Genomic DNA, 12,253 nt, shown 5'->3' with positions numbered 1-12,253 from the left:
GAGTTCTTTGGGCTTGGTGGGCAGGTTATTTGCTTTAGAAAATAAAATAAGCTCTTAGAGAGAAACCATGCTGCTTATAAAATCTTTACTCGCATTTCGTCCAAATAAAATGGACTGGATTTTTGCGACTAAAACGTTTGTGGCTGGTATTTTGGCGCTCTACGTTGCGTTGAGTTTGGATCTTGCTTATCCGATTTGGGCTATTGGCACAGTTTTCGTTATTGCCAATCCTTATACGGGAATGACCGCTTCAAAAAGTATCTATCGTGTACTAGGTACTTTATTAGGCGCAATTGTGGCAGTTGCAGTTACTCCTTGGCTAATCAATACGCCGTGGTTGTTTACGCTGTTTTTATCCTGTTGGGTTGGTCTTTGCTTATATTTCTCTCTGCTTGATCGTACACCGCGCAGTTATATATTGATGCTGGCTGGATATACGACAGTCATCGTCTGCTTTAATATCATTTACTTTATTGATACTGCTTCATTATTTGATATGGCGGTAGGACGCTTTCTGGAAATTACTATTGGCGTCGTTTGCAGCGCGATTGTGACGACGACCATATTTCCAATGCATATTGGCCCCGCAGTGAAAAGTCGTGTCAGTAAAACCTTAGCGGATACTCAGCAGATTTTTAATAAAATTCTATTAGAACCACGTCAAGACCAGAACTATACAAAAGCTTTAAGCCAATTGGCTGCAGATATTGCAGATATTCATGTCATGGCTGTGCATTTAAGCTATGAAAAGTCAGCTCTACAGGGAATGACCAAACCACTACAGGAAATGCTGAACCAGATCACAATGCTGGTGAGTAATTTGGTGGCGATGTCTGAACGCATGCAACAGTTAGACTTCATTGATACAGGATATCGCCAGTCATTGGCAGATTTACATTCCAAAATTAATACATATCTAACAGATGAACATCTATTGAAAGAGTCTGAATTGAATCAGCTTCCTACTGATTTTGAAACAGATTTCCTAAAAATTTTTGAACATTCAAAAGATGAGCAAATTGTAATATTGAAAAGTTTGAAAATGGATATCCGTCATTTTATTCAGAATATCCATGCAATTAAGTTGATCTGGCAGCGAATCCAACAGGGGGATACTTCACTGCCTGAAATGATTGTTCCACTTACTACAAACTATCCAACTTTACATCGTGATCATGGCGTAGCAGTGCGGGGCGGGGTTTCTGCATGCCTCACAGTTTTTATTGCTACTGCCTTTTGGATCTTAAGCGGCTGGAAAGCTGGATTTATGCTGGCTGAAATGGCTGCGATCAGTGCATGTATCTTAACGGCGCTGGATAATCCGGTGCCTGCATTGAAGCTGTTTATTCGCAGTAGCTTATATGCTTCGATCGTGATCTTCATATATGCCTATGGAATTTTTCCAAACATTATAGAATTTTGGCAGTTAGCACTTGTACTTGCACCATTCTGCGTATATTGCCTGATGCTTTTTTTGCATCCACCCTTAGTTGGAATTGGTTTGCCTTTGTTGATGGGGACGATCATGGGGCTGAATTTTCAGAACCGTTATACCCTGGATCAAATTTCTTTCTTCGATGCAGCAATTGGTACAGTGATCGGGCCAATCATCGCTGTATTTATTATCCATATGATCCGTGCAATGTCGCCAGATATAACCGTACAGCGCATTTTGGCTATTCATAATCGAGCCATTCGTCAGGCACTGTATATTCCTTATGGGGTACGGTTCCGTATTCATTTACGTACGATGATTGACCGCATCGGGGTATTAAATACTAAAGCAGTAGAATCTGAAGATCTGAAAAATAAAATCAATCAGGCACTCATTGAATCCAGCGCCGTCGTGGATCTGGCACGGTTACAGGAACTCATACTCAAGTTACCTGAACAGCAGCCTTTGACCCAGCAACTCGAAGATCTTCAAATACAGCTGGATGAATATTTTCGTGCCAAAGAAATTGGACAAAATTATGATGCTGCCTTCACACAGTTAATTAACAACATACAGGCTCTAGAAGCAGATCTCATCATGCAGGAACATACAGATGTTGTAGAACGGCTGCATATTTCACTCAACAATATTCGTAGCAGCTTATGTCATATCAAGACACCGCCAAGATATGCAGGCGCAGGAGATTAATACATGGGAGAGCTGAATATCTATGGTGTGTATGTGCCGATTTTATTGATTCAAGCTGTGATTGCCTATGTACTGCTCAGAATCTTGATGAAGTGGCTAGATAAACTAGTCGCAAATGACTGGATCATCATGCCGAATATTTTCTACTTATGCATTTACGTACTTTTGCTGGGCGCCGTCCATTGGGCAGGCTTATTACTATGAGGCCTGATATTAAAATGATTGAGGGAAACCGTATATGACATCTGTCAATTTACGCAAATATTTGCGACCTGTACTTTTGACGGTAGTGGCTGTTCTCGCCATTTTAGTGATTCGACATATCTGGAATTATTATAATTCTGAGCCATGGACGAGGGACGGGCGTGTACGTGGTGATGTTATTCAGGTGTCATCAGATATTTCAGGCCTGGTCACAGAAGTACTGGTGCAAGATAACCAGACCATCAAGAAAGGGCAACCATTATTTAAAATTGATGTTGAACGTCAAGAACTAGATGTTGAAGAAGCTCGTGCGGATCTTGCGAAAGCAAAAGCAGGTTTAGCGCAAGCTGAGGCTGAACTGGCGAATGCTAAAGCCAATGTCGTGAAATCCCAAGCAAGTATTCATCTGGCAGACAAGAATGCGAGCCGTTATTCAAGTTTAATGGATGGTGCTATTTCAAAACAGGAACAGGATCAGATTTTTGCTGCACGAGATGAATCACATGCCGAGCATGAGCAGTCCTTAGCTGCAATCGAACAGGCAAAAGCGAATATCGAACAGCAAAAAGCACTAATACAAGTCGCCGAGAATAACCTCAATCTCGCGCAACTTAATTTACATCGTTCAGAAGTTGTTGCTCCAGCAAATGGGACATTATCAAATTTTGAATTAAAAGAAGGGAACTATGTCAAAGTTGGCCAAGCGGTTGCAGCATTACTAGATCGCAAACAACTCTATGTAGTGGGTTATTTTGAAGAAACAAAACTGGATAAAATTTACGTAGGGGCACCAGCTATAATTCAGCTGATGGGTGATTCGCAAAAACTTAAGGGCCATGTGCAAGGTATTGCCTCGGGGATTGAAGATCGCGAACGTACTGCTGGTTCAGGTCTTTTAGCGAATGTGAATCCAACCTTTAGCTGGGTACGTTTAGCCCAACGTGTCCCTGTTAAGATTATTCTGGATGAATTACCAAAGAATGAACTTGCCTTCGTTGCAGGGCGAACAGCAACAGTGCATATAGAAAAGCAAGAAAAATAAACTGACCTGTAATTCAATAACACAAGGTTCTTGAAGAAAAGAGAACCTTGTCATGAATCCTGATTTAAAAGATCAAACAGCTATATGAAAACCCCAATAATAAGAAGTATATAATTCAATCAATAAATTACCTTGTCATTACATTTTTATTGACCATTCGTTCAAATTTTTATATTTTCGTATGAACTTTTTTTAAACAGGAGGAATTTTTTATTATGAATGACGTAAGGCTTTTATATGTAAGTAAGTTCAAAGATGAGAGATACTCTACTTCTGAACTTTATAATATTTTAACAGAAGCCTTAGAATTTAATGAGTTACACAAAATCTTTGGTGCACTCTATTTCGGAAATAATTATTTTGTCCAGTGTTTGGAAGGCACTGAAGAAAGTGTAAAAGACCTTTTCTATAATCGAATAGTTAAAGATCCACGCCATAAGAACTGTGAAATTCTTTCTTATGAACTAATTGACTCATATCTTTTCTCTAGTTGGCACATGAAGTATGCCAATGTCCATAATGATCTCATTGAGTTCTTTATCAAGAATCATCATGATGGATTTAATCCTTATCTCCTGGATCCAGATACTATTCCTGCTTTTATAGAATTACTCAGACAGCACGAAGATGATTTATACAAAGCCCAGGTGATGGCCTAATCAAATTAAGATGTAACATGTGATATGTTAATTTAAAGAAATTGATATATTACATGCTATATTTATAATTTTAAGTTATTGAAATTTATAAAATAATTAAATTTTTAGTTTTAAAAAATAGAGAGGGTTAACCGTCTCTATTTTTTAATAGATTTAAAATTCCGAGGCAACTTAAATAAATTTCAACACTTCAAGTCTCAGTATTTAAAATATTTCCTGATTACATATTTCTATTCTTGAAATAAAATCGAGAGGCATAGTTAGTCTTTCAGCCGTTATTGTTTCGAAATGAACCCAGATAGCTGCATCTCTATTCTCAAAACTAATACTTACAAGCTTAACCAAGTCATAGGGTTCAACATTGTGAGTCAAGATAATATTATAAAAGTGATCTGAGCGTACGTAAGAGATAAGCATTTGATGAATAGCTACTTGTTCATCGCTACTTAGCTCACTATATTTACTTAGTTCAGGTAAATCATGTTGTCTGTTCACTTTAGTCCTTATCGATCTTCAAGTTTTTTATAGAGGACCAGAATTTTATCAATTTAGACAGGGCAGCATTTAGTTGTTTTGTATAAATAATTGAACTTTTTATGAATGATGCTGTACTACAACGTCGGCCAGATTAAAGTGCTAACTATAATTAAAACTTTAACTATAAGCGCGTAGAAAACAATGTCTCAAATAAAAATTTATGCTTTACATGAAACAATCGAAGTACATAGAATAGAACTGATTCAAGCTATCCATCAAGCTTTAATCAAAAAGCTAAGTTGTCCCGACAAAAGATTTTTCAACGATTTATACCTTTAGAGTCTGAAAATTTTATTTACCTAAAGAATCGATCTAGATTTTATATCATTATCGAGATTTCAATATTTGAAGGAAGAACAAAAGAGACCAAGAAAGCATTTGTTTTGGCTTTATTTAAAAATATAAGTCATTTATGTGAAATTAAATCTAATGATATTCAAATAACTATATTTGAAACTCCTAAAAGAAAATTGGGGTGTTCGAGGGAAAATTGCGGATGAGCTTCATCTAGGTTATGAGGTAAATATTTAAGTGATTTATATAAAGAAAACTTTCAAACTAATCTTAATAACTACGTTTTAACACGACGAGGATGAAAAAGACATATTAACTAATTAGTGAGTGCTACATACAGGAATAGGCTATATGCATAATATCTTATTTAACATAATATACATTATACGAAATGAATCATGTAAATCCAAAATAGAAATGTCCGGTTTCTCCAAAGTAAAAATGTCCGCCTTAGATTCGCACTTATTGCTGATCTTGGCGGACATTCACATGTGAACATGAATCTTGAATAAATTAAGAAAGCTTAAGTCAGATTTAAATTAAAACTCTTTTGTCACGCTTAACCCAGCACTCCAGTTACGATCTTCTGCTGGTTCATAGAAACGACCATTGCTTTCGTTGACAATGACTGAGCCTGAATAATCCTTATCAAACAGATTATCTACGCGTGCAAACGTTTTTACAGACAAATCTTTGACATTCCAGTTATAGCCTACATTAGCCCCAGCCACTGTATAACTTGGTGCATATTGTGAGTTAATGTCGTTAACATAAATTCGGTCTGAGTAACGTACATCTATTCCACCATGTAAGCCATTTTCAGGTTTCCATCCCAAACTAAAAAATGCCTGATTCTTAGCAATTCCAGGAATATAGTTACCTGACGAAACTGCAGCTACTGTACCAATTGCTGGAATATCGGCATCAAATGTTGCATCAATATAGCTATAGCTGGCTTGTGCTGCCAGATCACGCCACAGGTCTTTACTCCAGGATAGTTCCAGTCCTTTTCTTAAGGTTTTATCTGCATTACGAAACGTTGAGCGCCCGCCATCACTTCCCGCAGAAACAATGTCATTTTTGGTTTGAGTCTGAAATGCTGCTAAGGTCATATCACCAAAGCGATTCGCAGATTTTAATCCTAGCTCATAAGTTTCACTTTCAGCCGCTTTTAAGCTTAGTACATCGTTGCTACCATCAGCCGGATAAGCCATTTCGGTAAATGTTGGTGTTTCAAAACCTTGTGCATAGCTTGCATAAGTCATTAAATCAGGAAAAATTTTCCAACTTAATGCAACTGAAGGCAGTAATTTCTCATAAGTCGTTTTACCTGAATTATCGCCATTGCTTAGGTATCGATCTTCAGATTTAAAATGCACATTGCTATAACGCAAACCAGCATCTAGCGTCCAATCTGGCGCAAAGTTATAAGATGCTTGAATATAAGGATCTGCATTCCAAAGCGTATTGTCTTCATTACGACGGAGTTCACCTTTAACGCCTAAAGTATTACCGACAAAGTTTTGATAGCCTTTACGGTCTTCGGTCATACCATCTACAGCCACACCAGCAATCAATTTAGTGTTTTGTAAAATATCTGTTCCGGTCCAGCGAAGATCTGCTCCATAAAACTGACGGTCAAAATCAATGACACCACCCGCATGATTTGGACCACCTTGTGCTGTACTTGGAATAGATTGATATTGAGTGACTTCACGCTGTCCCCAATATGCCATACCGTACAATTCATGCTGATCATTGATCGGCTTGTTCCAGGTCAGTCCTGTCTGGAATTGCTCAATTTCTTTACGTGCATTATATAGCAACACATTCGCTGCGACCTGTTTAGGATTTTCTCGCCATTGATCTCGAGTTAAACCACCTGGATCATCTGCTGCAATTTTGACATAGTTATTGACCCAGTTAATTTTAGAGCCATCGTCCAGATCCCAAGTCAGCTTGGCATTGTTCAGTACTTTATGTGCACCACTATGATCACGGAAACCATCCGTATCAAAATAAGATGAACTGATGATATAGCTTGGTTCAGAAGCATTTTCTGAACCACCTTGTAGCACCAGGTTCGTTTGGCCTTTGTTCTGACTGCCGCCCGAATATCCCAAAGTGACTGAATCAGGTCCCTGCCCTTCACGGCTTTGTGTCAGGATGGTTCCGCCAGAAGAATTACCGTATAGTGAGGAAAATGGACCACTCAGCACTTCAATATGATCCAGACTATTCAGGTCAATATTCGAGGTTTGCCCCTGCCCATCCGGCATAGTGGCAGGAATACCGTCTACATATAAACGTACTCCTCGCACACCGAAAGTCGAACGTGCACCGAAGCCCCGCATTGATATCTGTAAATCCTGAGCATAATTTTCGCGGTTATTCAGCTGTAAACCTGGTACACCTTTTAAGGTTTCAGACAGATTTACATTCAGGCTATTCTGTTGTTCCTGATTCAGATAATAGGTAGATGCCGGTGTTTCCAGAATGGCACGATCTGTACGGGTTGCTTCAACCACAATGGGAGCCAGTCGCTGTACCTCTGTAACCGGTTCTTCCGCATAAATTCCTTGACTGATACAAGCAATCAGACAGGATAAAGTCGATTTCATCGGCAACCGCGTGGTATGAAGGTGCATAGCTAATATTCCTGATATCTGGCATTCACTCATGCCATGGGAGTTCAAACGTTTTAAAAGTGTCTTATTAATTTTAAAGACTCAGCATCTACATAAGATCAAACTGAATACTTGCAGGAAAGCTGAGCTAAAGGTTCATGATTTTCTAATCAAGCTTTATTGTCATAACAGCCTGTATTTTGCATAAAAAAGCCTGACGAATCAGGCTTTTTTACTTAACTATAAAACTTCATTATTTATTGTCAGGTAGTGCATAGGCAACCAAAGAGTCACCCATTTTGGTACCGAAGGAACCGTGACCACCCGCCATAATCACAACATACTGCTTACCATTGGCTTCATAAGTCATTGGCGTCGCTTGACCACCTGCAGGTAGACGACCTTTCCACAGCTCATCACCATTAGTCACGTTGATCGCACGGATGTAATTGTCTTGAGTTGCACCGACAAACATCACATTACCTGCAGTCGAGATTGGACCACCTAACATTGGTACACCCATTTTAAATGGAGGCAATGGAATGCCCGGCATACTGTCACGAATCGTACCGATACGACGTTTCCAAGCGATTTCATGATTGGTCAGATCAACACCAGCCACATAACCCCATGCAGGTTGCTTACATGGTAAGCCGAATGGAGAGAGGAAGGCACTGATTTCAACACCATAAGGCACACCATACATTGGCTGTACCCCCGCTTCAGTACCTGCACCTTTGGCAGTCTGCTTACGGTTCGGATCTTGCGGAATCAGACGAGATACAAATGGCAAACCAATTGGGTTGGTCAATGCAATTTGACGGTCTGGATTCACAGACATACCGCCCCATTCGAATACCCCCAAGTTACCCGGGAAGACCAGCGTCCCGTTTTCAGAGGGTGGTGTATAAATACCGTCATAGTTCAGTTTTTTGAACGATACACGACACATTAACTGATCAAACATGGTGGCACCCCACATGTCCTTATCCGTCAATTTATCTTGAGGAGCCAGGTTGAAGTCAGAGAACGGTTGAGTTTTTGAATACCATTCGCCTTTGGTTTGCGGACCACGTTTTACTGACTGAGGTACTGGTTTTTCAGTAATCGGAACGATCGCTTCACCTGTACGACGGTCTAATACAAAGGCATTACCGGTTTTGGTCAGCACGTAGATGGCTGGCACCATATTACCGTTTTTATCTTTGATATCAGTCAATGTTGGCTGTGCTGGTACATCCATATCCCACAAGTCGTGGTGAGTAGTCTGGAAGTTCCAGATCAATTTACCGGTAGATGCATTAATCGCCAGCATAGAGTTCGCATAACGCTCGTCTAGCTCAGTACGGTGACCACCGTAGATATCCGGTGTACCTACACCTGTTGGTACATAGACGATATCCAGCTGTGCATCATAAGCCAATGGCGCCCATGCGTTTGGAGAGTTATTTACGAATTTTTGACCAGGAGCTGGAATCGCGTTTGGATCTTCCGCACCCGTATCAAATACCCAGAGCAATTCACCAGTATTTACATCATAACCACGAATGACACCTGAAGGTTCTTCAGTTGAATAGTTATCTGTGGTTGAACCGGCGATGATAATGGTTGTACCTGTCACCACAGGAGGTGAAGTCGGGTTATAACCGCCTGGATATGGGAATGGCATGTCTTTTTGCAGATCAACTTCACCATTGTTACCAAAGTCAGAACATACTTTACCTGTAGTCGCATTCACTGCGACCAGACGTCCATCATTGACTGGTAAGATCACTTTCTGAGGACATTCAGCAGAAGTTGTTGAGCGTGCAGCCAGACTGCTTTCAAAACCTGCAGTATTGTTCGCATCATAATAAGATACGCCACGACAAGTTAAATGCTGGAAGGTATTGTCCGCTTTCAGTTTAGGATCGAAGCGCCATTTCTCCTTACCAGTCGCAGGATCAAGTGCAATCAGATACTGGTGGGTTGAACACATGAACAGGTTATTCCCCACTTTAATTGGAGTCACCTGATTGGTGGTTTCACCAGAGTCTTTATCTGTTTTAGTATCGCCGGTACGGAATTCCCAAGCCAGTTCAAGATCTTTTACGTTTTCAGAATTGATCTGTTTTAATGGAGAATAACGTAAACCTGACTGAGTACGACCATAAGCTGGCCAGTCTTCATCGGCAATACCTGGAATAGATTGATGAACTGCAGGTTGCTGTGATTTTAATTCGCCACGGATTTCTTGCGGATCATTAAATACAGCATAAATCATGACAGCAATCGTAATTGCCAGCGAGCCAGTCAGCGCCATTTTTGCAGCTTTGCTGTCACCAAAACCACGAGTCACTGCAGGAATCAGCAGGGCCAGACCGAATAGGCCTAAAATATCCAGACGTGGTGCCAGTGCAAAGAAGTCTGAACCCACTTCCCAAAGACCCCATACCACTGTACCAAGGACCAATACTGCATAAACAATAAGGGCTGTGCTTTTACGTTTTTGTAATAACACGGCTGTCGCCAGGAAGAACAGACCGGCAATGATGTAGTACCAAGACCCACCAAGTGTTGCCAGATATATTCCTCCAAATAGCAGAACCAAACCGAAAATGGCAGCAATAGCTGCCAGAATCGTTTTCAGTACTGAACCTGAAGACGAAGTATTCATATTGAACACCTTTTTTTTGATTTCTTGAACGTCTAAGCACTTAAGCAGCATAGACACCATATTGTTAAGTTCTTAGTTATAAATACATGAATACTTGGAGTATCAGTTCATCAATGCCCCAAAGTAATGGAAGAATCAATTGTGTATTTGCAACTAAAAACTCCGATTAGAACGACGTATTAAACTTGATTCCGCCTACCCAGACATTTTCACCGTCTTTATATGCGCCGACATGATGGACATATTGCAGGTTTGGACGGATGGTTAGCCAGTTAGTTGCATGAATGCCGTAATAGATTTCCGCATCGACTTCTTCACTACGGTTACCCAATACATCATTGTTCATATTGATACGGGCAACACCCAAAGCGATTTCATCCTGTGGGCGGGCATTCATCGCACCTTTGTAGACAAGACCGACATTTTGCATATCACTAACTTGGTTGGTTTTAGAGTCATGAACAGTGACGTTCACGAAACCGCTTAAACCTCGTGATGTATCCCCTTGATGTGAAGTCAGCTGTTGCTTAGCTACAATCCACCCCCCGTGATGATGACCAGTTTGGATTTGTTCATCTTGTGGAGTCACGCCATCAAATATTCTGGCATCAGCGGTACTGTAGTAATACCCGGCACGATATTCACCTGGCAGTTTTTGCTCACCCAGTTTCGGTGTCCACACCACTTCTGCAGGAATGATCGCGCCTTTAGATCCGTCTGTGCTCAGGTTAAAGCCTTTGCCACGATTCTCAGCATTTTCAGGATTGTATTCATAAACCCCTACCTGAGTATAAACTTCCGGGGTAAGGCTATATTTAACCCGCGTAGCCCATTGAGAAACTGGCCAGTTATACCATTGATCCCCTACCCAGTTACCCACTTGTGAACCGCACAATGCCAGATTCTGAAAATCACAATCGAAACTGTTAAAGTCTTCACCTTCACCAAAACGACCGACTTTCACATCGAGTTTTTGATCCAGGAATTTTTTCTTGATCCAGAAATCTGTTAGACGCCAAGTTTGACCACGGCCCCATACTTCCTGTACTGAACTTAAATGACCATTTGCTTGATCAAGTGACTGACCATTTAATGCATCAGAAGTATTCGAAAGGTTGCGACCATCACGATGAGTTACTGTAATTTGTGCTTCAGTGTCTTGCCAGCCAGCAATTTTTTCCAGATCCAGATGAGCACCCAGGTTTAACTGACCTGTATATTCTGTGCCATGGCTATTTGAGCGTTTCGCGTAAAGTAAAGTCGCCATTTCACCTGTATATCCAAAGCTAAAATCATAGCCCTGCTCTTGAAGCTGGATACGTTGACCATTCCAGTCACCCAACATCCACGGACTTTCTGCACTAAATGCATCAGCGGCCTGAGTAGTTGTATTTGCCAATAGCAATCCAACTAAGGATGTATAGACAGCCTTAGATAAGGGAGAAATAGACATTAAATGCTTCACCTTAATCACGTTTTTACTAAATATAGTACACTCATTTAATTTTTTAGTTTCAAATAATGAAGGAAAAGTATTAATAATGTTATTAAGTTTAGCTAATCTAATTCTTTTGTTAATTTTAATTTAAGAAAATTTTAAATTTTAAATTCAATAATTTAAGAGAAAATAAATATAATATTAATAAAAATAATACTACCTATAAATATTTTTTCTAAATCAGTTCTTTTGTACAAAAATTTACCAATTCGAATTGCGTAATAAAAAAATATTTGGTCTTTTGCTCATTTTATATACTAAAACTTGATGGTCATTGCCGTTCTATTCTTGGGTTTCTTAGCGAGGAAAATTGAGAAAAAACTAGATCTATATAGGTACTTAAACCCATTAAATAAGATAAAGAGTGATATCTGCTAAATAAAGTTTAAATATATGTAAAAATTATAATTATTGGCTATTCATATTAGATTATAGATGTATATCTTGTTTAATTCTTTCTATCAATAACCCGAATCCTGCTTAAGCCGATGACTTCATAATTTGAATTGTTGGCTTATTTTTATGGATCAGTTGATATGCACACAAGGACGCGTAAATCCCTCCTAGAAATCCATGAACACTACGTGCTTTGC

The 12,253-nt window shown here is 39.7% G+C and carries 8 protein-coding genes and 2 pseudogenes; 5 read left to right on the top strand and 5 right to left on the bottom strand.

The features are described 5' to 3' along the window. The first annotated feature begins 67 nt into the window (after positions 1-67). The 4 genes from FTV13_RS12635 to FTV13_RS12620 all read left to right on the top strand — a co-directional run bounded on the left by FTV13_RS12635 (position 68) and on the right by FTV13_RS12620 (position 4,048). Positions 68-2,143 (top strand): FUSC family protein, encoded by a 2,076-nt coding sequence (locus tag FTV13_RS12635; protein ID WP_179993020.1) that lies wholly within the window; start codon positions 68-70, stop codon positions 2,141-2,143. Between the two features lie 3 nt (positions 2,144-2,146). Continuing rightward, positions 2,147-2,347: a DUF1656 domain-containing protein gene (locus FTV13_RS12630; protein ID WP_179993019.1), complete on the top strand. Its 201-nt coding sequence runs from the start codon at positions 2,147-2,149 to the stop codon at positions 2,345-2,347. A gap of 34 nt (positions 2,348-2,381) precedes the next feature. Beyond that, on the top strand, positions 2,382-3,389 hold the full coding sequence (locus FTV13_RS12625; RefSeq protein ID WP_179993018.1) for an HlyD family secretion protein: 1,008 nt from the start codon (positions 2,382-2,384) through the stop codon (positions 3,387-3,389). Between the two features lie 215 nt (positions 3,390-3,604). Then, entirely contained in the window at positions 3,605-4,048 is a 444-nt protein-coding gene (locus FTV13_RS12620; protein WP_179993017.1) for a BLUF domain-containing protein, read from the top strand. 204 nt (positions 4,049-4,252) lie between these two features. Here the strand turns inward: FTV13_RS12620 and FTV13_RS12615 are convergent, their stop codons facing one another. After that, positions 4,253-4,543 (bottom strand): hypothetical protein, encoded by a 291-nt coding sequence (locus FTV13_RS12615; protein WP_004785797.1) that lies wholly within the window; start codon positions 4,541-4,543, stop codon positions 4,253-4,255. 183 nt (positions 4,544-4,726) lie between these two features. On the opposite strand from FTV13_RS12615, the pseudogene FTV13_RS12610 reads away from it, so the two are divergent. Next, a pseudogene (locus tag FTV13_RS12610) lies at positions 4,727-5,116 on the top strand (tautomerase family protein). 302 nt (positions 5,117-5,418) lie between these two features. On the opposite strand, the gene FTV13_RS12605 reads toward FTV13_RS12610, so the two are convergent. The 4 genes and pseudogenes from FTV13_RS12605 to FTV13_RS12590 form a co-directional block, all read right to left on the bottom strand. Then, positions 5,419-7,527: a TonB-dependent receptor gene (locus tag FTV13_RS12605; RefSeq protein WP_180012208.1), complete on the bottom strand. Its 2,109-nt coding sequence runs from the start codon at positions 7,525-7,527 to the stop codon at positions 5,419-5,421. A 232-nt stretch (positions 7,528-7,759) separates the two neighbouring features. Further along, entirely contained in the window at positions 7,760-10,162 is a 2,403-nt protein-coding gene (locus FTV13_RS12600) for a glucose/quinate/shikimate family membrane-bound PQQ-dependent dehydrogenase (RefSeq protein WP_179993015.1), read from the bottom strand. Between the two features lie 166 nt (positions 10,163-10,328). Further along, positions 10,329-11,615 carry a carbohydrate porin gene (locus tag FTV13_RS12595; protein WP_180012206.1) on the bottom strand — a complete coding sequence of 429 codons (1,287 nt, stop codon included), beginning with the start codon at positions 11,613-11,615 and terminating at the stop codon, positions 10,329-10,331. A gap of 525 nt (positions 11,616-12,140) precedes the next feature. Next, positions 12,141-12,253 (bottom strand): annotated as a pseudogene (locus FTV13_RS12590) (IS982 family transposase); the annotation flags it as partial.

This window comes from Acinetobacter sp. YH12235 (assembly GCF_013417705.1).
Classification (GTDB): Bacteria; Pseudomonadota; Gammaproteobacteria; order Pseudomonadales; family Moraxellaceae; genus Acinetobacter.
The sequence above is the reverse complement of the archived record's forward strand: the minus strand, read 5'-3'. Positions and strand labels throughout refer to the sequence as shown.

What these genes read in the sequence shown, in the direction of transcription:
- FTV13_RS12635 (WP_179993020.1), top strand. Translation starts at nt 68, where the DNA reads ATGCTGCTTATAAAATCTTTACTCGCATTTCGTCCAAATAAAATGGAC.
- FTV13_RS12630 (WP_179993019.1), top strand. Translation starts at nt 2,147, where the DNA reads ATGGGAGAGCTGAATATCTATGGTGTGTATGTGCCGATTTTATTGATT.
- FTV13_RS12625 (WP_179993018.1), top strand. Translation starts at nt 2,382, where the DNA reads ATGACATCTGTCAATTTACGCAAATATTTGCGACCTGTACTTTTGACG.
- FTV13_RS12620 (WP_179993017.1), top strand. Translation starts at nt 3,605, where the DNA reads ATGAATGACGTAAGGCTTTTATATGTAAGTAAGTTCAAAGATGAGAGA.
- FTV13_RS12605 (WP_180012208.1), bottom strand. Translation starts at nt 7,527, where the DNA reads ATGCACCTTCATACCACGCGGTTGCCGATGAAATCGACTTTATCCTGT.
- FTV13_RS12600 (WP_179993015.1), bottom strand. Translation starts at nt 10,162, where the DNA reads ATGAATACTTCGTCTTCAGGTTCAGTACTGAAAACGATTCTGGCAGCT.
- FTV13_RS12595 (WP_180012206.1), bottom strand. Translation starts at nt 11,615, where the DNA reads ATGTCTATTTCTCCCTTATCTAAGGCTGTCTATACATCCTTAGTTGGA.